General features: G+C 33.1%; 26 protein-coding genes and 1 other annotated feature. All 26 genes read left to right on the top strand.

The genetic code is table 11. From position 1 onward, the window contains the following. The 26 genes from J2S15_RS01585 (at position 1) to J2S15_RS01460 (ending at position 20861) form a co-directional block, all read left to right on the top strand. Entirely contained in the window at positions 1-867 is an 867-nt protein-coding gene (locus J2S15_RS01585) for a YitT family protein (RefSeq protein WP_307404818.1), read from the top strand. A gap of 8 nt (positions 868-875) precedes the next feature. Further along, entirely contained in the window at positions 876-2633 is a 1758-nt protein-coding gene (locus J2S15_RS01580) for a DUF885 family protein (RefSeq protein ID WP_307404816.1), read from the top strand. A gap of 128 nt (positions 2634-2761) precedes the next feature. Beyond that, positions 2762-3064 (top strand): PTS sugar transporter subunit IIB, encoded by a 303-nt coding sequence (locus J2S15_RS01575; protein WP_307404814.1) that lies wholly within the window; start codon positions 2762-2764, stop codon positions 3062-3064. A gap of 26 nt (positions 3065-3090) precedes the next feature. After that, positions 3091-4383 carry a PTS sugar transporter subunit IIC gene (locus J2S15_RS01570; protein WP_307404812.1) on the top strand — a complete coding sequence of 431 codons (1293 nt, stop codon included), beginning with the start codon at positions 3091-3093 and terminating at the stop codon, positions 4381-4383. 55 nt (positions 4384-4438) lie between these two features. Continuing rightward, a complete protein-coding gene (locus tag J2S15_RS01565; RefSeq protein ID WP_307404810.1) occupies positions 4439-4747 on the top strand; it encodes a PTS sugar transporter subunit IIA in 309 nt (102 codons plus the stop codon). 15 nt (positions 4748-4762) lie between these two features. Further along, entirely contained in the window at positions 4763-4978 is a 216-nt protein-coding gene (locus tag J2S15_RS01560) for a hypothetical protein (RefSeq protein ID WP_307404808.1), read from the top strand. 19 nt (positions 4979-4997) lie between these two features. Further along, positions 4998-5153: a hypothetical protein gene (locus J2S15_RS01555; protein ID WP_307404806.1), complete on the top strand. Its 156-nt coding sequence runs from the start codon at positions 4998-5000 to the stop codon at positions 5151-5153. Between the two features lies 1 nt (position 5154). Further along, on the top strand, positions 5155-5604 hold the full coding sequence (locus J2S15_RS01550) for a DUF3284 domain-containing protein (RefSeq protein WP_307404804.1): 450 nt from the start codon (positions 5155-5157) through the stop codon (positions 5602-5604). Positions 5605-5635: 31 nt separating this feature from the next. Further along, positions 5636-6724, top strand: coding sequence for a DUF871 domain-containing protein (locus J2S15_RS01545; RefSeq protein WP_307404802.1), 1089 nt, complete (start codon positions 5636-5638; stop codon positions 6722-6724). 75 nt (positions 6725-6799) lie between these two features. Next, entirely contained in the window at positions 6800-7471 is a 672-nt protein-coding gene (locus J2S15_RS01540) for a GntR family transcriptional regulator (RefSeq protein ID WP_307404800.1), read from the top strand. 84 nt (positions 7472-7555) lie between these two features. Then, positions 7556-7720: a hypothetical protein gene (locus J2S15_RS01535; RefSeq protein ID WP_307404798.1), complete on the top strand. Its 165-nt coding sequence runs from the start codon at positions 7556-7558 to the stop codon at positions 7718-7720. A gap of 58 nt (positions 7721-7778) precedes the next feature. Further along, positions 7779-9935, top strand: coding sequence for a peptidase domain-containing ABC transporter (locus J2S15_RS01530; protein ID WP_307404796.1), 2157 nt, complete (start codon positions 7779-7781; stop codon positions 9933-9935). A gap of 1 nt (position 9936) precedes the next feature. Continuing rightward, complete coding sequence (locus J2S15_RS01525) at positions 9937-10395, top strand: hypothetical protein (RefSeq protein ID WP_307404795.1); 459 nt, start codon at positions 9937-9939, stop codon at positions 10393-10395. A 1-nt stretch (position 10396) separates the two neighbouring features. Then, positions 10397-11605 carry a beta-barrel domain-containing protein gene (locus J2S15_RS01520; protein WP_307404792.1) on the top strand — a complete coding sequence of 403 codons (1209 nt, stop codon included), beginning with the start codon at positions 10397-10399 and terminating at the stop codon, positions 11603-11605. A 299-nt stretch (positions 11606-11904) separates the two neighbouring features. Next, positions 11905-12240, top strand: coding sequence for a hypothetical protein (locus J2S15_RS01515; protein WP_307404791.1), 336 nt, complete (start codon positions 11905-11907; stop codon positions 12238-12240). A gap of 179 nt (positions 12241-12419) precedes the next feature. Beyond that, positions 12420-12659 (top strand) — a binding site (T-box leader). A 38-nt stretch (positions 12660-12697) separates the two neighbouring features. After that, a complete protein-coding gene (hisZ, locus tag J2S15_RS01510) occupies positions 12698-13822 on the top strand; it encodes an ATP phosphoribosyltransferase regulatory subunit (RefSeq protein ID WP_307404789.1) in 1125 nt (374 codons plus the stop codon). Further along, entirely contained in the window at positions 13819-14445 is a 627-nt protein-coding gene (gene hisG / locus J2S15_RS01505; RefSeq protein WP_307404787.1) for an ATP phosphoribosyltransferase, read from the top strand. The genes hisZ and hisG overlap by 4 nt, the downstream gene beginning before the upstream one ends. A 4-nt stretch (positions 14446-14449) precedes the next feature. After that, positions 14450-15727 carry a histidinol dehydrogenase gene (gene hisD / locus J2S15_RS01500; RefSeq protein WP_307404786.1) on the top strand — a complete coding sequence of 426 codons (1278 nt, stop codon included), beginning with the start codon at positions 14450-14452 and terminating at the stop codon, positions 15725-15727. Between the two features lies 1 nt (position 15728). Then, complete coding sequence (hisC, locus tag J2S15_RS01495; RefSeq protein WP_307404783.1) at positions 15729-16745, top strand: histidinol-phosphate transaminase; 1017 nt, start codon at positions 15729-15731, stop codon at positions 16743-16745. Positions 16746-16753: 8 nt separating this feature from the next. Further along, positions 16754-17338 (top strand): imidazoleglycerol-phosphate dehydratase HisB, encoded by a 585-nt coding sequence (gene hisB / locus J2S15_RS01490; RefSeq protein WP_307404781.1) that lies wholly within the window; start codon positions 16754-16756, stop codon positions 17336-17338. Next, positions 17335-17961 (top strand): imidazole glycerol phosphate synthase subunit HisH, encoded by a 627-nt coding sequence (hisH, locus tag J2S15_RS01485; RefSeq protein ID WP_307404779.1) that lies wholly within the window; start codon positions 17335-17337, stop codon positions 17959-17961. The genes hisB and hisH overlap by 4 nt, the downstream gene beginning before the upstream one ends. Then, complete coding sequence (hisA, locus tag J2S15_RS01480; protein ID WP_307404778.1) at positions 17939-18658, top strand: 1-(5-phosphoribosyl)-5-[(5-phosphoribosylamino)methylideneamino]imidazole-4-carboxamide isomerase; 720 nt, start codon at positions 17939-17941, stop codon at positions 18656-18658. The genes hisH and hisA overlap by 23 nt, the downstream gene beginning before the upstream one ends. A gap of 1 nt (position 18659) precedes the next feature. After that, complete coding sequence (gene hisF, locus J2S15_RS01475; protein WP_307404776.1) at positions 18660-19421, top strand: imidazole glycerol phosphate synthase subunit HisF; 762 nt, start codon at positions 18660-18662, stop codon at positions 19419-19421. Positions 19422-19429: 8 nt separating this feature from the next. After that, positions 19430-19747: a phosphoribosyl-AMP cyclohydrolase gene (gene hisI / locus J2S15_RS01470; RefSeq protein ID WP_307404774.1), complete on the top strand. Its 318-nt coding sequence runs from the start codon at positions 19430-19432 to the stop codon at positions 19745-19747. 12 nt (positions 19748-19759) lie between these two features. Beyond that, positions 19760-20089, top strand: coding sequence for a phosphoribosyl-ATP diphosphatase (hisE, locus tag J2S15_RS01465; protein WP_307404772.1), 330 nt, complete (start codon positions 19760-19762; stop codon positions 20087-20089). A 1-nt stretch (position 20090) separates the two neighbouring features. After that, positions 20091-20861: a histidinol-phosphatase gene (locus J2S15_RS01460; RefSeq protein WP_307404770.1), complete on the top strand. Its 771-nt coding sequence runs from the start codon at positions 20091-20093 to the stop codon at positions 20859-20861. Positions 20862-20871: the final 10 nt, after the last annotated feature.

The raw sequence follows: 20871 nt of genomic DNA, 5'->3' as shown, positions 1-20871 counted from the left end.
ATGAAAAAAACGATGAAACGATATTCAAGGAATGCCATTATTGTTGTATTTGGAACCTTTGTATTTACTTTGGGAATCAGTTTATTTATTACACCAATTCATATGTACAGTGGTGGAGTAATGGGGTTCTCACAAGTGTTAAGAACACTGCTCAGTGATGCAGGAATTCATTTTCCTTTTGAAGTAAGTGGGATTATTAACTTTATTTTGAATGTTCCACTGATGATATTGGCTTATCGAAATATCTCTAAGCGCTTTTTCTTTTTAACAATCCTAAGTGTGCTTACACAGACGCTTTTTCTGGCAATTATACCAGTATTACAGACGCCAATTTTGGACGATATATTAGCATCTTGTCTGGTTGGAGGGATTATCTCTGGGTTTGGTATTGGTTGTATTTTAAGAGCCAGAGGATCTGGTGGTGGATTAGACATACTAGGTGTTTTTTTTACAAGAAAATTTTCGAATTTTAGTGTTGGACGATTATCAATTATTGTAAACAGTTTTCTGTTTGTTACTTATGCGTTATTGTTCAACGTTGAAACGGCAATATATTTTATGATTTATTTAGTAGTATTTAATTTTGTTGTGGACAAAGTTCATTATCAAAATATAAATATGACAGCAATGATTTTTACACGACATATTGAAGTGATGGATTATATTGTTGATCACATGCATCGAGGGGTTACCTTTTGGGAAGGCGCAGGTGGTTATACCCATGAGGGAACATATATCATGATTACAGCAATATCAAAGTATGAAATTCCATTGTTGAAAAAGAAAGTTAAGATGTTTGACGAACATGCATTTATTATTTTTAGTGAAGGACTAAGTGTAAGTGGAAACTTTCAAAAACGACTATAGGAGGAAACATGAAAAAGTTTATTAAGTTATTATGCGTTCTGTCATTGGCAGTTGGATTAGTTGCTTGTAGTGGCAGTGACGATGGAACAGCTAGTGAACCAAACAAAGAGTTTGATGAGTATGTTGAAAACTTACCATCAGAATTATACAGCGCTACAGATTATGGGTTGAACTATACATTCGTAGATAAAGAAGCAGCTGGTTACAAAGATGAGTTATATGAATATACACTACCATCAAGAGAAGAATATGATGAAAGTGTTGAGGAAATGGATAAAATCTATGATGAAATCAAAGATTTTTCTCGCAGTTCATTAAGTAAAGATCAACAATTAACATATGATGTTATGTTGGCGTACTTTGATACTTCTACTGATATGAGTGATGATGCTGCATATTATCTGAATACAAATTATTTGGATACAATGTATGGGGCTCCAAGCAACATGCCTTTAAATTTTTATTTCTATAAGTTTCGTACACAAAGTGATGTAGATTCTTATTTGAATTTATTAAAAACAACAAAGGATTATTATGAAGCACTTGCAGATCATGAACAAGATCGTCAGGACGCAGGTTATGGGATGACTCCAAGTCAGATTACTGCATTAATTGAACAATGTACAGATTATATTGATGGAGACCAAACGTTCCTGATTGATTCATTCAATGAAAAAATTGATGGATTAGATGGATTAAGTGATACAGAAAAAGAAGAATATAAAGCTACCAACAAGAAATATGTAGAAGAAGATCTGAAACAGGCATATACATCTTTAAAAGAAAAAGTAGAAGCACTTGATGTGAAAACAACAAAAGATGAAGGATATGCAGTTGTTTATGATGATGGAAAAGAATACTATGAAGAATTGATTAGTGCAAACACTGGATTTGAAACAGTGGAAGAGTATCGTGAATATCTTGAAGAGAAACAAACGGATGTCTTAAGTGATGCACAGTCAATGATGATGAAAGACTCAACAATACTTGATCGTGTAATGGATGCATCAGGAAATGATGTAATCGATTATACAGATGCAACAAACCCTACAGAAGTATTAAATGAATTAAAAGATGAAATGGCAGATGACTTTCCAAAAATTCGTGAATTAGAATATGATATGGAAATTGTTCCAGAATCCATGCAGTCAATTTTTGAGGCTTCAGCTGCTTACTTTATCAGTCCAGTAGATTCTTTAGATTCTGCTGAGTTAATGGTTTTAAATAGTGAGTACAGTGAAGATTCATATCTTACAATTGCTCATGAAGGATTCCCTGGGCATATGTACCAGACACAATACTACAAAGAGCAAGAACAACCAATCATTCGTCAACTGATGGATTTTGATGGATATACAGAAGGGTATGCAAACTATGTAGAAAACTATTCTGCGAAATATGCAAACGATGCAGATGCAGCAACTCTATACACATACCTGATGCAATATACATACATCGAGATTTTATTATTGGATGTTGAAATCCATTATGATGGAATCAGTAAAGATGATGCAGTTTCTGCTCTAGTGAGTATGGGTTATACGAACGATGTGGCGACTAGTCAATACGAACAGTTGTTGCATTCTCCAGGAGTATTCTCAAAATATTATGGAGCTGGATTCAGATTTAAAGACTTAAGAGAAAAGGTTCAAGAGGAGAATTCTGATGTAACAGATAAGGAATATCATGAAGCGATTCTAAATGTAGGTTCAGCACCTTATAGTATCGTTGAAGACTACGTTATGAGTGAATTAGTAGGTGAATAAAAAAAGAGAGGTTACCAACCAGGTAATCTTTTTTTTGTGAAAATTAGATGAAAACGCTTGCATTGTGTGAGAATTATGTTATATTAGGAGTAGGAAAGTGGTATATACCACGAAAGGAGGAAGCATTCGTGACAAATATTCTATTGGTTTGTTCAGCAGGAATGTCGACTAGTGCTCTTGTTAAAAAGATGCAAGAAGCTGCTGACGAAAAAGGGATTGAAACTACGATTTGGGCAGTTGGTGATGCACAATCAGAAACAGAATTACCAAAGGCTGACGTAATTTGTCTAGGACCACAAGTTCGTTATCTTGAAGCAAAGATGAAAGAACGTGTGAATAATGAGAAACCAGTTATGGTTATCGATATGGCAAGTTATGGAATGATGAATGGTAAAAAAGTATTAGAAGATGCATTAGCATTAGTGAAGTAAAAAGAAGATAAAAAAAGGAGAATAATATGAAAAGTTTTACAGCATGGATGGAACAACATTTTGTTCCAGTAGCAGCAAAGATTGGATCACAAAAACATTTAGTTGCAATTCGTGATGCATTTATCGCAATTATGCCAGTTACAATGGCTGGAGCAGTTGCAACATTATTAAACGTATTCTTTAGAGATTTACCTACTGAATGGGGATGGGATAGTTTTGTTAGCTCAGACATCGTTCAAGGTATTATCGGTGTAAATGGAAATGTCTGGTGGGGAACACTAGCAATAATTTCATTAGTATTCGTTTTCGCATTAGGATATTATATTGCAAAAGCATACAAAGCTCCAGCATTAGCTGGTGGTGTAATCGCAGTAGCAGCGTTTATTGCAGTAACACCACAAGCAATCACAGTAGTTAGTGAAGCTGGTGAAGAAATTGGTGCTTGGGGACATATTAATTATGCTTACTTAAATTCAAGTGGATTATTTACAGCATTAATTATCGGTTTATTGTCTTCAATTGTTTACTCAAAATTAATTAATAAAAACATTACAATTAAATTACCGGATTCAGTTCCACCAGCAGTCTCTAAAGCATTTACTGCTATTATTCCAGGTCTGTTGGCAATCTACTTATGTGCTATTATTGCTTACCTAGTAAACCTAGGAACAGGAAAAGCAATTGGAGACTTGATTCTTGAATACATCCAACAACCTTTCTTATCATTATCACAAGGTTTTGGAGCAGTTATTATCGTTATTATTGCTGTTCAGTTATTCTGGTTCTTTGGTATCCATGGTACCAACGTACTTGCACCAGTATTAGATGGTGTATACTTAACAGCTACAAACGCAAACAATGCAGCTTATATTGCAGGAACTGCAGTTAGTGAATTACCTTACATCTGGACACGTGGATCATTTGATGCATATGTATGGATGGGTGGTGCAGGATGTACAATTGCATTCATCATTGCTATCTTCATTTTCTCTAAGAAAGAAGAATCTAGAGCTATTGCAAAATTAAGTGCACCAATGGGAGCATTCAACATTAACGAACCTGTTATGTTTGGTATGCCAATTGTATTAAACCCAGTATATTTCATTCCTTGGATGATCGTACCAATTATTTTAACAATCATCGCATATGCTGCAACAGCATTAGGAATTGTTCCTCCAGTATTTACACCAGTACCTTGGGTAATGCCACCAGTGATTTACGCATTCCTAGCTACAGGTGGAAGTATTGCTGTCGTTATTTGGGGAGTATTCGTTCTTATCGGAAACAAAGTTGATTTAAACGATACAATAGAAGAATAAAATATAATTTAAATTAGGAGGGAAACTTCCCTCCTAACATATTTTGGAGGTATTAATGGAAGGATTAGAATTAATAGCTTTTCAAATCATCTCAAACGTTGGAGGGGCGAGAAGTAGTTTTATCGAAGCAATTCAACATGCAAAAGCGGGGGATTATGAAAAAGCTCAGGAAGCAATCGTGGAAGGTGAAAAATTCTTTACCGAAGGACACCATGCACATGCTCAACTAATTCAAAGTGAAGCAAATGGAGAATTAGGACCTATTACATTATTATTACTACATGCAGAAGATCAGTTAATGAGTGCTGAAGCATTCAAGATTCTTGCTGGTGAGTTCATTGATGTATACAAGAAAATAGGATAAAATAGAGGTGGTATTATGATTATTATATCTTGTCCAATTAAACAAGATTTCGTTATTGAAACAGTAGAAGGTATTGAGAAATACCAATATAAATTTGAAGGAAAAAGTGGAATCAATCTTAAATTTTCTGTAAATGCAGAAGACATGGAAGATGCAGCAACAACTGCGAAAGCAGCTATTAAAGCAACTGAAGTGGGAGCGGTTCTTTACTTTCAAGTAAAAGCAGAATAATAAGATTGGAGCGCTAACTATGAAAGAATGGTCATTGTTTTTAATCAGTATTGGTTGTGTGATCGTATTATTATCATCAACGATGGCAGATAGTTTACCAGGAATTGTAAGTGGTATTACCATGGCAATCGTTGGTGCAGTATTATTATTTAGAAAGAAGAAAGGAGACTCATAATATGGAAGTCACAAGAGTAATTGAGGGGTCAAAAGAAAAGCTATTTTCAATTTTAATGGATTCATTATTAGAAGATATTTCAGAGGCTCAAGGAAAACAAGTGAAGCTGGAAGATATAGGTAAGGGATATTCTTACAAAAAACAACTTAAAACTAAAGTCGGAAAAGAAGGACTAATTAGAGTAACAATTACACAACTTGAAGTTCCAACTATTTATGAGGCGACTTTTGAAAGTGCACAAGGATTTAATACTCTATCATACAAACTTGAAGATGTAGATGATTCGCATTTTAACCTAACCTATAATGAAGAGTTTATGTCAGAGAAGAAAAGTCAGAATTTGAATTATGGACTTATGTCTAAACTCTATAAGCGCTCAAATAAAAAGAAAGCAAATCTAGTGTTAAATCAATTAGAAGCAATGATGCAAGGACAAATTGGAGAATGTTAACACATTCTCTTTTTTCTTAAAAGGAGGAAATATGGCAAGACTAGGTATATCAGTTTATCCAGAACATGCAGCGTTAGAGGATAATAAAAAGTATATTGAACAAGCTGCAAATAGTGGTTTTAAAAGAATCTTTACTTGTTTATTAAGTGTTGAAGGAAGAAGTAAAGAAGAAATATTAATTGAATTCAGAGAGATGATAGATTATGCTCATGAATTTGGAATGGAAGTTATTTTAGATGTTGCACCATTTGTATTTGAAAAACTTGGTGTAAGTTATGATGATCTTTCATTCTTTAAAGAAATGCATGCAGATGGTATTCGTCTTGATGAAGGATTTGATGGATTAAAAGAAAGTATGATGACATATAATAAAGAAGGATTAAAAATTGAAATTAATGCTAGTTTTGGAAATGGATATATTGATAATATCGTATCTCATTATCCTAACAAGGAGTCAATGATTACATGTCATAATTTCTATCCACAACGTTATACAGGATTGAGTGAAAAACACTTTGACCTATGTAACAATATGATCAAGGAACATGGGCTTCAAATTGCAGCCTTTGTATCATCACAAAATGATAATACATTTGGACCTTGGCCAGTAAATGAAGGACTATGTACGTTAGAAATCCACCGTGATTTACCAATAGATGTGCAAATGCGTCACTTATGTGCGACGCAGATGATAGATGATGTAATTATTGGAAATGCATTTGCTTCTAAAGAAGAACTAGAAGCATGTGCGAAAATTAATCCAAATTTACTTACATTTAAAATTGATTATGAAAAAGAATTACACCCAACTGAACGAAAAATTATCTTCGAACATAAACATTTCGTTCGTGGGGATATGAGTGAGTATATGGCACGTTCTACGATGCCTCGTGTAACGTATGCTAAAGAGAGTGTTCCTGCAGCGAATACTCGTGATTTAAAACGTGGAGATGTAATTATCGTAAATGATGAATATTCACGTTACAAAGGAGAATTACATATTGTATTGAAGGATATGCCAAATGATGGACGTAAAAACGTAATTGGGACAATACCAGAAAATGAGCGAATGCTGTTAGACTATATTGAACCTTGGCGTGCATTTGCGTTTATGGAATAATTAGAGTCTTGTTATTTTTTTGGTCCTAACTTATAATTGTTATATCAAAAAGAAAAATAATGAGAGGAGAATTTTGTGAGCATTCCAATTTACCTGCAAATAAAAGAGAAAATAATTGAAATGATCAGCGAGCTACCTGCCAATTCACCTGTTCCAAGTGAACGTGATTTAGCTGTAATCTACAGTGCCAGCAGGATGACAGTTCGCAAGGCGATTGATGCTCTTGTTGATGAGGGATATCTGTATCGAAATTCGAATAAGGGGACCTTTGTTGCAGATGAAGTTCTTCGTAAAAAGAACACAACTTTAGATGAGAAAAGCATAGAGAGAGAAATCACTTATAAATCTATCTATTTTGATGTTAAGGCATCTTCTTCTGACGAAGTTCAAAGTTATTTAAACATCAGTGGAGAAGATTCTGTAGTTAGGATGATACGATTATGTTTAGCAGATGAAAGGCCGCAATCAATTGAGGAAATATATATCAAACGATTGGATCTTGATGACGATGAATTTAGAAATCTGCCAAAGACAAGAGATTTCAATGACTTCATTATACAAGGAAGTCTAACCCAACGATTTGTTCCAACATTAGTGCCAATGCAATATGCACATATGCTGGAGCTGAAAATCAATGAGCCGATTATTATGGTTGAGAATATTATTAACCGTAAAAGTGGAGCACCTTTTATCTATATGAAAGTGTTCAACAATCCAAAAGAAAAAGTAATTGAGATTACATCTTAAGGTGTACCTGATAAAAAGGTACATCTTTTTTTTAGGGGTTTTCATTTAAATTGAATATATATAAGTAGGAAGAGAGATGATATTATGAAATATTTAGAGTATTTGTTTCAGATTGTAAGTATTTTTTCAATTATGTTAGGTATATTAATTTTTTTAGGTTTTGTAAGTGGTGATGCAGTGGTTTTATTATTTGCAGGTACTGTCATTACATTTATTCTGTCATTGATAATTAATCGAAAAAAAGATTAGGATTTATTATGTTTGAAGTTAATAAATAAGAAGAGAAGATTGGAAAGGGTGAATATGTATGTGGAAAAGATGGAGTTGTGTGATGCAAAATAGTTACAGTGACTGTGCAAATGCAGCAGTTGCAACTGTTTTGCTTCACTATAAAAAAGAAGTACCTCTATCAGTTATCGAAGAAGAAAGTAAAACGTTAAGTGATGGTACAACAATGTTAGGAATTATGAAGGCACTAGAGAAATTTCATTTTCAATGTAAGGCAGTGCGCTGTGAGCTGAAAGAACTGATTGAAGATGTAACATTACCTTGTATTGTGCAATTACTCAATGAGAATGGTCGATATCATTTTGTCGTTATTCATAGAATAAAGAATGATAGGGTTTTATATGCAGATCCTGCCAAAGGAATTCAGAAAGAGAATATAACAGAATTTGAAAAACGATTCACTGGTGCGGTAATTATAACAGTCCCAAAGTCAGAGTTTGAATCCGTAGTGTTTGAAAAGATTGGAATAAGGGAAATGCTTACAACATTAGTTTTTCCTCATAAACGATTATTACTTCAGATTATTTCTTTGTCTTTTCTACTTACCTTTTTGGGAATTGCATCATCATTGTTTTCAAAAATATTAATGGATGAAATTATTCCGTTTTCTTTACGGACGACATTAGTATTACTTGTTTTATTTTTCAGTATTGTAACGATTATTCAAAGTGGGTTATCAGCCTGTCGTCAGCAAGTGTTATTGTATCTTTCAAGAAAAATTGATATTCCATTATTACTGGGATATTATCATCATATTTTACATCTTCCTTATATATTCTTTGTACAACGAAAAACAGGGGATATTATAACCCGTTTTCAAGATGCGATGACCATTAAAGAAATCTTTACAAACCTATCTGTATCACTGATTATGGACGTTACATTGGAAGTTGTAACTTGTTTGATCTTATGGTTTCTAAACAGTTCTTTATTTTTGATTCTTCTTATTATCGTTTGTATGAATATTGGGTTGATTTATATATTTAAGAAACCTTATAAAGAAATTAATATCCAACAGATGGAAGCTACTTCACAACTGAATTCAGGGCTAATAGAATCGTTAAATAACATTGAAACAGTAAAGACAACAGTAAATGAACAACATCAAATTGAAAATCTTGAAAAGAATTTAGTTAGATCTCAAAAGATAGGTTATAGAGAAGGTAAAATTAAGAATATTCAAAGTACCATTTCAACAATTTTAAATACAATTGGAAACTTATTATTTATGGCAATAGGTGCAAGTTATATTATGGATGGAGCTATGAGTATTGGTGATCTGATGGTATTTCAAACCCTTAGTCAGTATTTTATTGAACCAGTGCAAAGTTTAGTATCTCTGCAGTTATCATTTCAAGAAGCAAATATTGCAATGCAGAGGTTAAATGAGTTAATGATGTTAAAGAAGGAGAATAGTGAAGGAAGAGATGCCCAGTTGAGTGGTGATATTGTCTTTAAGGATATTATGTTTGCTTATGGTTATAAGAAACCAATTTTTGAAAATTTAAATCTTATAATTCCTGAGAAAAAAGTGATTGGTATTGTTGGCGAAAGTGGAGTTGGTAAAAGTAGTCTTGCGAAATTAATACTAAAGTTTTTATCACCTCAACAAGGTTCTATTACTATAGGAGAACATAATTTCCAAACTATCAACTGTCACAAAATCAGAAAACATATTGCTTATGTTCCTCAACATGCACAATTGTTTTCGGGAACTATTATTGATAACTTACGATTAGGCAACACCAGTCTTACCTTGGAAAAGATTGTACAAGTCTGTAAACAGATTGGTATACATGATTTTATTGAAAAGCTGGATAAAAAATATTTTAGTGTGGTTGAAGAAGACGGAAGCAATTTCTCATTTGGTGAAAAACAGCGACTGACAATTGCAAGAGTAATTCTTCAAAACCCATCTTACTATATTTTTGATGAGGTAACCTCTAATCTGGATTCAGTAAGTGAATCCTATATTCATCAATTGATTTTTCATCATCTAAAAGAAAAAACTAGAATCATTATTGCACACAGACTGACAATGATTGAGCAATGTGATGAGATTTATGTTTTAGATAAAGGTGGATTCATTGAACATGGAACCCATCAGGGATTATTGAAAAAGAAAGGCAAGTACTTTGAAATGGTCAAAATGCAAAATATAAGGAAAGGAAAATAATATGAAAAATTTAGGAACAATTAAATATAAATCACTCCATTTGGAAAATGTGATTTGTGAGAGTGTTAGTAACATAAAGATTGAAGAAGTGAATAAATATATTATTTCATTTTTAAATCGTTTAGAATTACTAAAAATTAAAACTACGAGTGGTCTGATTACTAGATTGAATGGCTCGGAAGTATTAGAAAATGGTGAAATAAGAGCCAGTTATGATTTTCTAATTGAAATTGATGGAGAATATGATGAATATACGAAACTTTCTGAATATAGAATAGATAGTTGTCTGTTTCTTCATTACGATGGTGAACCACAGTTTTTTGAGTTAGCTCATGTGAAACTTCAACTTTATTTGTTTGAACATGAATTAGTAAATGATGGGACAATTTATACGCATATGCATTCACAAAAGGATAATCGATTAGTCGCTGATTTATATGTTCCAATAACTGAGGCATAGTATGAAACTCTATGATACAAATGAATTAAAAGATTCTCGTATCTTTTATGAACAAAAATCACCAAAGGTAATATCTTATATTTTAATAATGGTCAATGTTTTACTGATAATACTTCTAGTATTTCTAAGTATTGCTCAAAAGACGTATACAGTAGAGGCTTCCGGTTATGTAATGGGGGATGATACTACTTATGTCAGTTCAAGTGTAAACGGGACTATTAATAAACTATATAAAGAAGAAGGTGACTATGTAGAGAAAGGAGAGATGATTCTTGAAGTAACCAGAGAGAGCAATAAAACTGAAATTGATACATTGCATCAAAAATTAGATCTAACAAATAGGAAACTTGATGCTATTGATTTATTTGATCAATCATTAAAGCAAAATATGAATTATTTAGATAATTCAAAAGAACAACAGGAATATTATGAAAAGATGAATTATTATTTATTACTGAAAAGTGAAGAAGATACATCAAATTCAAATCTTGTTAACAGTATTCAAAAGAAACAGCAAAAGTTAAGCGAAGTTAAGAATAAGAAGAATCAAAAAGAAGATGCTACAGAGAATGAACTGCTTGATCAAGAAATAGAATCACTAGATCAAGAGATTCAAGAGTTGCAGCAGCAACTGGATAGTGCATCACAAGTTGAAAAAACAAAGACACAGTTCCTTTCTGAACTAGGTTCTACAAGAACCCAACTAGAAGATGAGAAGTTAGAGATTGAAATTAGTTTGCAAATTGCTGATGGTGAAACTTCTACGTATCTTTTAAAAGCAGTTAGTTCTGGATATCTTCACTATGTTACATCACTATCTACAGGAATCAGTGTTCAAATGAATGAGGTCATTGGTGAAATAAGTATGGATAACAAAGACCAATATTATGTTCTTGCATATATACCAGCATATGAACGAATGAAAGTAGAGGAAGGAAGTCTGGTTAAGATAGCTGTTTCTGGAATGGATACTCAGATTTATGGAATGCTGGATGGTAAAGTAGCTTCAATTGATAAAGGTACTTTAATGCAGGAAAGTGATACAGGTAAGATACCTGTATACAAATGTAAAGTACAACTAAATAAAACAAACTTAGAAAAAGGGAAGTTTCCTATGGAAATTGTACGTTCCTTGCCTGTGAATGTTTATGTTGTATATGACAGGGAAACCTATATGGATTGGCTATTGGGATTATTAAATTTCCAATAACTATCGCTGTTGATAAGATCATCAATAAAAGAAAAATAAGGAGTTAAAAAGGATGAAGAAGAACGATTCAACTGATGAACAATCATGATTATGCAATATCGATGGGTAAAGTTAATTCTGCTTAGTTTAATGACGATTTGCATACATTGTGATTTTGGAATAGAAGTTGCATTTATATTTGCTGGAATTCAGTTATTTGGTCAGTGTTTAGCGTATTTGATATATAACTACACATCATTTTAATGTAATGAATATGTATTTATTATCAGATGCTAAATATATAAGGAAAGGAGAAGTTTATGGAATTAGTATTACCAAAGAATTATGTTGAATTAGATTGTTTAGATGAATTAGTAGGTGAGGGATATTGGACTCATGTAGGTCATGCACAGTGGACATGGACATTTACACGTGCTGATTGTGCAACAATGTCTGGAGTATTAAGTGCTGGATCAAGTGTTGCTTCGGCAGTTGCTTATTTCTTCCCAACAGTTGCACCTTATGCCGGAGCAATTGCTTCTGTATTGGGCTACAGTGCAAGCATCTTTCAAAAGGGTACACGCTACAATGGACTTAGAGTATACTTTCATACAATGTGGTGGGGACGTACACCTAGATGGGCAGGCTATATCTAAATAATATTCAATCACTTATCGAAGAGGTATCATCTTATTAATAAGGTAGCCTCTTCTTATTATTTAAATATCTAAAATTATAGTAGTTGACAACCAATGAAACAAAATGTAAGAAATGATGAAAATGTTTGAAATATTTCTTGACAAGTTATGAAATAAAACTTATAATAACATCAATACAAAAAACTATGAAAAGAATTAGTAAAGAAATGGTCATTGCAGAGACTTCTTGGTTGGTGAGAAAGAAGATGTAAAGTTTCTTGAACACATCTTGGAGTTGTGAAGGCGAATTCAGTAGTCTTCATCGGTGTCCTTGCATCCGTTATCGTGCTAGAGTATGTTAGTACTTGAAGAGGTTAGTATTGTGAGATACTGATAAAAAAAGGTGGCACCACGTGAGTTAAACTTTCGTCCTTTGGATGAAAGTTTTTTTGTTTATTATAAGGAGGAAACAACAATGAGAGAGTTTTCAGTTCCATCAGGAATGCGTGACTTCGTATTAGACGAAGCAAAGAAGAAAAAGACATTACAATTAGAGTTAGAAAAAAGATTGGATACTTGGGGATATAAGGAAGTAATGACTCCAAGTGTTGAGTTCTACAAAACTTATGAAGTTGGTTTTGACGATATCAAAGAAGAGGAGTTATATAAATTCATTGATGATAATGGAAGAATATTAACACTTAGAGCTGATATGACAATTCCAATTGCACGGTTGGCAGCAACGAAATTTAAAGATACTAAAGAAACTTTACGTTTTCGTTATTGTGCAAATGTATTTAAAGTTCACGAGACATTATCTGGTAATAAAAATGAGATTACTGATTGTGGAGTGGAATTGATTGGTGTTGAAAAAGAAGCAGGAGATTTAGAAATTCTGGCAACTGCATTAGATGCATTAACAGCAATGAAGCAAACGAAACTCACATTGGAAATAGGGAATGCTCAATTCTTTGCAGCTGCTTGCAGAGGAGCAAATATAACTGGTGAACAGGCAGAGAAACTTGCATATTTAATAGATCAAAAAAGTCTGATTGAATTGAAGGATTATTTGGATGCAATTCAAGTATCTCCACAAATGGAAGAATTCTTTTTAAAGATGATCTGGTGGAATGGTGATGTTGCAATGCTGGAGGAAGCAAAGAAATATGCTTTTAACAGTGAGTTGATGCAAATCATTGAATATCTGGAATCTTTATATGAAAACCTTTCTAGTTTAGGGTATAAGGATATCGTTGCTTTTGATTTAGGAAAAATTGGTAATCTGAATTATTATACTGGAATTATATTTGATGCATTTGTTGAAGGTGTGGGACTGCGGATTTTAAGTGGAGGACGTTATGATAATTTACTTAAGAAGTATGGTGTTGATTTACCAGCGGTTGGTTTTTCAATTAAACTTGATCAGTTAATGAATGCATATGATTTTAAAGATACAAGTAAAGAAATAATTGTTGAATATGGAAAAGGAAATATATTAAAAGCAATCAAAAAAAGAAATGAATTTGATGATTCTTATACAGTTATATTAAAGGAAAATAACACAATTGATGGAATCAATGTGCTGGGAGGTAGTCTATGATATCGATTGCACTTACAAAAGGAAGATTAGAAAAAGAAAGTGTAAAAATATTTGAAGCTTGTGGATATGGAATTGAACCTTTAAAAGATAAAGGGAGACAGTTAGTATTTCATGATACAAAGAAAGATATTGATTACTTTCTGGTAAAAGCTGCTGATTGTGTTACTTATGTGGAACATGGAGTGGCAGATGTTGGATTTGTTGGAAAAGATACACTTTTAGAGTCAACAAATCGTTATTATGAATTAATGGATCTACAAATTGGTAAATGTGGATTTATCGTTGCAAGTTTACCAGAAAAGGATCCATTTAAAAAGAATACTCATGTAAAGATAGGGACAAAATATCCAACAGTTGCTAAACAGTACTTTAAGGAAAAAGGAATGGATGTTGAAATTATAAAGATTGAAGGTTCGGTAGAACTTGCTCCAATTCTTGGCTTATGTGATGCAATTGTAGATATTGTTGAAACTGGTTCTACATTAAAAGAAAATGGATTAATTGTATTTGATCGAATTTGTGATATTAGTGCAAGAGTAATTGTAAACAAAGCAAGTTTTCGTTTAAAGAAAAAAGAAATATTAGAATTATTAGATGATATTGGGCAGGTAATAGGAGAGTAACAGTATGTTGAAAAAGATAAATTATGGGGATAAGGAAGCATTTGCTAAAGTATTAGAAGATCGTAATGTGAGTGTAGATCCTAAAATTACAATGACCGTATTAGAAATTCTTCAAAAAGTAAAAGAAGAGAAAGATGATGCATTATCATTTTATACATCTAAATTTGATGGAGTTGTAATAGAAGATATTCTTGTAACACAGGAAGAAATGGATAAAGCAATGAGTCTTGTAGATGATGAGTTTATTTCTATCTTAGAAGATGCAAAAAGGAATATTGAATTATATCACAAGAAACAATTAAAAGAAGGATATGAGATTGTTGAAGCGGATGATGTGTATTTAGGACAACGAGTACTTCCATTACAACGTGTGGGAATTTATGTACCTGGTGGAAGTGCTGCTTATCCCAGTACAGTACTAATGGATGTAATTCCAGCGAAGATCGCAAATGTTGATGAAATTATTATGGTAACTCCTCCACAAAAAGATGGAAGTGTAAATCCATTTATTCTGGCAAGTGCCAAAGTTGCTGGTGTTGATAAAATCTATAAAGTCGGAGGTGCGCAGGCAATTGGTGCACTTGCCTATGGAACACAAACAATACCAAAGGTAGATAAAGTAGTAGGTCCGGGGAATGTCTATGTAGCAGAAGCAAAAAAGTTAGTATATGGACAAGTAGACATTGATATGATTGCAGGACCAAGTGAAATTTTGGTAATTGCAGATAAAGATGCAAACCCTAGTTTTGTGGCTGCTGACTTAATGTCACAGGCAGAGCACGATACAATGGCTTCTAGCATCCTTGTGACAACATCAGAGCAATTAGTTGAAGAAGTGGAAAAAGAGCTTGAGAAACAGATACAAGAGCTTTCAAGAACTTCGATTATGGAACAGTCGTTTGCAAACTATGGATATGTAATAGTAGCGTCTACGATTGAAGAAGCAATTGAAATATCAAATGAAATTGCACCAGAACATTTAGAATTAATGGTTAAGAATCCAAAAGATTATTTACCACTAGTACGAAATGCAGGAAGTGTATTCCTTGGCTATTATACTTGTGAGAGTATAGGGGATTATTTTGGTGGTACCAATCACGTATTACCAACGAATGGAACTGCAAGATTCTATTCACCACTAGGAGTGGATAGTTTTATGAAAAAATCTTCATATTTACATTGGAGTAAAGAAGCATTACAAAAGGAGGGGGCAAAAATTATTCGTTTTGCCAAACAAGAAGGTTTGGATGCGCATGCAAATGCAGTTAGGGTGAGGATATAAAATGAAAGATATAAAAACATATACAGCACAAAATAATCAGGGAACTTTATTAAATGCCAATGAAAATCCAGAAAATTTAAATCGAAAAATTGTTAAGGAAATTTCAGAAGCAATCGCAGAAATTGATTTTAATCGTTATCCAGATGATGATATGAGTGAATTAAAAAAAGCATATGGTGAGTATATTTCACTTTCACCAGATCAGATCATTGTAGGTAATGGTAGTGATGAGATGTTAGGATTACTTATTAATCTAACGTTAGGTGAAGGTAAGAAGTTATACACAATGGAGCAAGATTTCTCAATGTATGATTACTATGCTTCAATGCAGGGTGCAGAAATCGTAAGATTTCCAATTACTGCAGATGATATGTTTGATGTGGATGAATTTATTCGTTTTGGGAAAAAGAATGATATTGATATGATTATCTTTTCTAATCCAAACAATCCAACAGGACGTCAGATTAAAAATGGTTCAATTATTAAAATATTAGAATCATTCCAGGATATAAAAGTAGTAGTAGATGAAGCATACGCAGAATTCTGTAATGTAAATATGCTGCCATATTTGGATCTTTATCCTAACCTGTTGATTACTAGAACATTATCAAAAGCCTATGGATTAGCAGGGGTAAGATGTGGATTTCTGCTTGGAAACAAAGAACTAATAAAAGAAATAGCACCATATAAAGTGCCATACAATGTAAATGTATTAACGCAGTTAACTGCATTAATTACATTACAATATAAAGATTTAATGTATGCAGGGATTGAAAGAATCAAATCTTTGCGAGATACTATGTATATGGAATATCTTATGAATAAACCACAGAGGGTAACCTTATATCCTTCAGCAGCCAATTATTTTTATGGAGTGTGTGAAGATAAGAAAAAACTTCTGCAAGTAATGGTAGAAAATAATATTGTGATTCGTAATTTTGATGGAAATAGTTTTCGTATTTCGGTTGGTAATGAAGAAGACAATAAAAGAGTAATTGAACTATTATGTTCACTTTAGGAGGTCCTATGACAAGAGTAGCACAAACATCAAGAGATACAAAAGAGACACAGATTCAGGCAATGATCAATATTGATGGGTCTGGAGTAGCTGATATTAATACTGGAGTAGGTTTTTTTGACCACATGCTGACGTTATTGGCATTTCATTCAAACATGGATATCACACTTCATGCGAAAGGTGATTTACATGTATGTGATCACCATTTAGTTGAAGATTGTGGAATTCTTTTAGGAATGCTTGTGAAAGAATCTCTGGGTGATAAAAGAGGAATACAACGTTATGGAAGTATGCGTATGGTAATGGATGAAGTGTTATGTACTGTCGATTTAGATATTAGTGGTCGTCCATATTTGGTATATAATGCAGAACTGAAAAGAGATATGATTAAAGATTTCTCTTGTGAAATGACAAAAGAATTCTTGTATGCATTTGCAATTCAATCTGGTATTACATTACATGTGAATGTATTGTATGGAGATAATGATCACCACAAAATTGAGGCAATCTTCAAAGGATTGGGACGCGCATTAAAAGAAGCAGTCAAAGTAACAGGAACAGCGATACCTTCATCTAAAGGAGTTATTCAATGATTGTAATTATTGATTATGGAATGGGCAATTTACATAGTGTATACAATGCCCTAACAACTATTGGGGCAACTTGTAAGATTAGTAGTAATCCTGAGGATATTAAAGCAGCTGATGGAGTGATTCTTCCTGGTGTTGGTGCTTTTGAAGACAGTATGAAAAACTTAAGCGAAAGAAATCTAATAACACCAATCAAAGAAGCAGTTGCGATGAAGAAACCATTCTTAGGAATCTGTCTAGGGATGCAAGTGTTATTTGAAAACGGTGAAGAAGGAAATGGAAGTAAAGGGTTAGGGATCTTAAAAGGAAATGTAGTTAAAATGGTTGATCCTTCTGTAAAGATTCCACAAATTGGTTGGAATCGTTTAGAGATACAAAGAGAAACCAATCTATGGAATAAAGACTATCTTCCTTTCGTCTATTATGTTCACTCATATTATGTAAGTGACTATGATGTGGAAGATTTAGTAGCTTATAGTGATTATGGTTCAATGAAAGTACCTGGATACTTTCAAAAAGAAAATGTGTATGCAATGCAATATCACCCAGAAAAAAGTGGGGAAGATGGATTGGCAATGTTGAAAAATTTTAAGGAGATATGTGATGATTATACTACCAGCGATTGATATTATTGATGGGTTACCTGTACGTCTTTATAAAGGTGACTATAACCAAATGGAATCTGTGGAAGGTACAATCTTAGATCTTGCAGTTGTTTTTGAAAAAGAGGGAGCACCCTTCTTACATCTGGTAGATTTGGATGGTGCCAAAACTGGTAAACTAGTGAACCATGAGAAGATTATTGAAGTAGCGAAAACCCTTTCGATTCCAGTAGAAGTAGGCGGTGGAATCCGAACGTTAGAAGACATTACTTATTATTTAGAAAATGGTGTTGAACGAGTAATCTTAGGAACAAGTGCAATGGAAGATGAAAACCTACTAGTAACAGCGTTAGCTCAATATGGAGAACGTATCGCTGTAGGTGTTGACTTCAAAGATGATTATGTCTATGGAAGAGGATGGCTTCAATCGAGCGATTTGCATTACATTGATTTTTCAAAATACTTAGAAAAACTTGGAGTTAAAACAATTATAGTAACAGATATTTCTAAAGATGGAACTCTAGAAGGTCCAAATCTTGAGATGTTGAATCGTTTAAAAGATGAAGTGAGTATTCAAATTGTTGCGTCTGGTGGAATCAAAAGCATTGATGATATCAGGGCTCTAAATGATTTGAAACTATATGGCGCAATCACTGGTAAAGCAATGTATCATAAAACATTAGATTTAAAAGAGGCAATACAACTAACAAAGGAGGTTTAATATGTACACAAAAAGAATTATTCCTTGTCTTGATGTAAGTGAAGGTAAGGTAGTAAAAGGAATTAACTTTGTTGGTTTAAAAGAAGTGGGAAATCCTGTAGAACTAGCAAAACAATATTATGAGCAAGGAGCTGATGAAATTGTTTTTTTAGATATTGGAGCTACTCATGAAAACCGTGAGACAATGGTAGATGTTGTAAAAGAAGTTGCAAAAACTATTTTTATTCCATTTACAGTTGGTGGTGGAATTCGTAGTGTTCAGGATATGCAAGTGATGCTTCGTTCAGGAGCTGATAAAATATCATTGAATTCTGCTGTAATAAGAGAACCACAATTAATTGCAGATGGTGCACAAATGTTTGGATCGCAGTGTATTGTTGTGGCAATTGATGCCAAACAGCGAGAAGACAAAAGTGGATGGAATGTCTATATCAATGGTGGACGAATCGATACAGGTCTGGATTTACTTGATTGGGCAAAGCAGTGTCTTGAATTAGGTGCAGGAGAAATCTTGCTTACTAGTATGGATGCTGATGGAACAAAAGCCGGATTTGATATTGAAATGTTACAAGCAGTAAATGCGATAGCAGATGTTCCTGTAATTGCATCTGGTGGATGTGGAAGTCTGCAGGACTTTGCTGAAGTGTTTGAAAAAGATGCTGCAGATGCTGCTCTTGCTGCTTCATTATTTCATTATGGTGAGTTAAGTGTCGGTCAGGTAAAAGAGTATCTGAAAGAGAAAGAAATACCAGTACGGTTATAGGTGATAGTATGATAGATAAAATTGATTTTGAAAAAAATAATGGTTTGATTCCTGTAATTGTACAAGAAGATGAAACCAATGAAGTGTTAATGATGGCATATATGAACAAAGAAAGTTTACAAATGACATTAGACACAAAGATTGCTACTTATTATTCTCGCAGTCGTAATTCACTATGGGTCAAAGGTGAAACAAGTGGACATTATCAACATGTTTTGAAAATGTATTTAGACTGTGATTATGATACAATATTAATGGTTGTTAAACAGGATGGGGTGGCTTGCCACACGGGAGAAAAATCTTGTTTTTTCAATAAATTACTGTAGGAGGAATGGAACATGAAGAATGAATTACAAGTATTGTATGAAACTTTATTAGACCGTAAGGAACATGCAGAAGTAGGTTCTTATACTGCCTATTTATATGAAAAAGGATTAGAAAAAATCCTGAAAAAAGTAGGAGAAGAAGCTACTGAAGTTATCATTGCTGCGATGAAAAATGATAATAAAGAAGAACTGGTAAATGAAATTAGTGATTTGATTTATCATTTATTTGTTTTAATGGCAGAAAAGAATATTACATTGGAAGATGTAAATCATGAATTAGAAAAAAGAAGTCATAAGAAAGGTAATCTAAAGGCGGAACGCAAGCCTGTAGATAAATATTAATATGCAAAATTTCAACTACCATACACATACCTATCGCTGTGGCCATGCAACTGGTAAAGATGATGAATACATTCAAAGTGCAATTGATGCAGAATTTGAAGTATTAGGTATGAGCGAACATATCGGGTTTGATGGATGGGATGATGAAAAAGAACGCATCCCGTTTGCTGAAATGGATAAGTATATTGAGGACATGCAGGCATTAAGAGAAAAATATAAGGATCAGATTGATATTAAAATAGGTTTTGAATTTGAATATTTTGATGACAAAGAAGACTATCTGAAAGAAATGTTATCGAAAGTCGATTATATGATTGTTGGTCAACATGCGAAAAACTTTGATATGTATTATGATCATGGTTGCAATGACGATGATGTTGATATTTATGCAAATCAGATTTGTGCTGCTTTGGATTGTGGATTAACCAAATATGTCGCTCATCTTGATTACTTTATGTTAGGTAAAGACGAGTTTTCGAAACGCAATGAAAAGGCAATTGAAAAAATATGTGATGCAGTATTACGTAATGATGCCTATCTTGAAATTAATTTAAAAGGAGCAACTTATGGCAAAAAGTTGTATAATGGTATACAGCAGTATATCTATCCACATTATGATGTATTTCGTATTGTAGCTCAAAAAGGCTGTAAAGTGATGTTTGGTTATGATGCACATAAACCAGAAATGTTACAGGTAAGAGAAAAAGAAGAACTGCTAAAAGAAGAATTCAAAGATTTGAATTTGAATTACCAAGATAAAATTGAACTTTAGGAGGAACTAC

Source organism: Breznakia pachnodae (assembly GCF_030814225.1).
GTDB classification, from domain to species: Bacteria; Bacillota_I; Bacilli_A; order Erysipelotrichales; family Erysipelotrichaceae; genus Breznakia; species Breznakia pachnodae.
Note: the sequence above shows the minus strand (reverse complement) of the source record. Positions and strands in the feature narration are given on the sequence as shown.

Excerpts from the sequence above, each read along its gene's own strand:
- J2S15_RS01585 (WP_307404818.1), top strand. The coding sequence starts at position 1 with ATGAAAAAAACGATGAAACGATATTCAAGGAATGCCATTATTGTTGTA.
- J2S15_RS01580 (WP_307404816.1), top strand. The coding sequence starts at position 876 with ATGAAAAAGTTTATTAAGTTATTATGCGTTCTGTCATTGGCAGTTGGA.
- J2S15_RS01570 (WP_307404812.1), top strand. The coding sequence starts at position 3,091 with ATGAAAAGTTTTACAGCATGGATGGAACAACATTTTGTTCCAGTAGCA.
- J2S15_RS01565 (WP_307404810.1), top strand. The coding sequence starts at position 4,439 with ATGGAAGGATTAGAATTAATAGCTTTTCAAATCATCTCAAACGTTGGA.
- J2S15_RS01560 (WP_307404808.1), top strand. The coding sequence starts at position 4,763 with ATGATTATTATATCTTGTCCAATTAAACAAGATTTCGTTATTGAAACA.
- J2S15_RS01555 (WP_307404806.1), top strand. The coding sequence starts at position 4,998 with ATGAAAGAATGGTCATTGTTTTTAATCAGTATTGGTTGTGTGATCGTA.
- J2S15_RS01550 (WP_307404804.1), top strand. The coding sequence starts at position 5,155 with ATGGAAGTCACAAGAGTAATTGAGGGGTCAAAAGAAAAGCTATTTTCA.
- J2S15_RS01545 (WP_307404802.1), top strand. The coding sequence starts at position 5,636 with ATGGCAAGACTAGGTATATCAGTTTATCCAGAACATGCAGCGTTAGAG.
- J2S15_RS01535 (WP_307404798.1), top strand. The coding sequence starts at position 7,556 with ATGAAATATTTAGAGTATTTGTTTCAGATTGTAAGTATTTTTTCAATT.
- J2S15_RS01530 (WP_307404796.1), top strand. The coding sequence starts at position 7,779 with ATGTGGAAAAGATGGAGTTGTGTGATGCAAAATAGTTACAGTGACTGT.
- J2S15_RS01525 (WP_307404795.1), top strand. The coding sequence starts at position 9,937 with ATGAAAAATTTAGGAACAATTAAATATAAATCACTCCATTTGGAAAAT.
- J2S15_RS01520 (WP_307404792.1), top strand. The coding sequence starts at position 10,397 with ATGAAACTCTATGATACAAATGAATTAAAAGATTCTCGTATCTTTTAT.
- J2S15_RS01515 (WP_307404791.1), top strand. The coding sequence starts at position 11,905 with ATGGAATTAGTATTACCAAAGAATTATGTTGAATTAGATTGTTTAGAT.
- hisZ (WP_307404789.1), top strand. The coding sequence starts at position 12,698 with ATGAGAGAGTTTTCAGTTCCATCAGGAATGCGTGACTTCGTATTAGAC.
- hisG (WP_307404787.1), top strand. The coding sequence starts at position 13,819 with ATGATATCGATTGCACTTACAAAAGGAAGATTAGAAAAAGAAAGTGTA.
- hisD (WP_307404786.1), top strand. The coding sequence starts at position 14,450 with ATGTTGAAAAAGATAAATTATGGGGATAAGGAAGCATTTGCTAAAGTA.
- hisC (WP_307404783.1), top strand. The coding sequence starts at position 15,729 with ATGAAAGATATAAAAACATATACAGCACAAAATAATCAGGGAACTTTA.
- hisB (WP_307404781.1), top strand. The coding sequence starts at position 16,754 with ATGACAAGAGTAGCACAAACATCAAGAGATACAAAAGAGACACAGATT.
- hisH (WP_307404779.1), top strand. The coding sequence starts at position 17,335 with ATGATTGTAATTATTGATTATGGAATGGGCAATTTACATAGTGTATAC.
- hisA (WP_307404778.1), top strand. The coding sequence starts at position 17,939 with ATGATTATACTACCAGCGATTGATATTATTGATGGGTTACCTGTACGT.
- hisF (WP_307404776.1), top strand. The coding sequence starts at position 18,660 with ATGTACACAAAAAGAATTATTCCTTGTCTTGATGTAAGTGAAGGTAAG.
- hisI (WP_307404774.1), top strand. The coding sequence starts at position 19,430 with ATGATAGATAAAATTGATTTTGAAAAAAATAATGGTTTGATTCCTGTA.
- hisE (WP_307404772.1), top strand. The coding sequence starts at position 19,760 with ATGAAGAATGAATTACAAGTATTGTATGAAACTTTATTAGACCGTAAG.
- J2S15_RS01460 (WP_307404770.1), top strand. The coding sequence starts at position 20,091 with ATGCAAAATTTCAACTACCATACACATACCTATCGCTGTGGCCATGCA.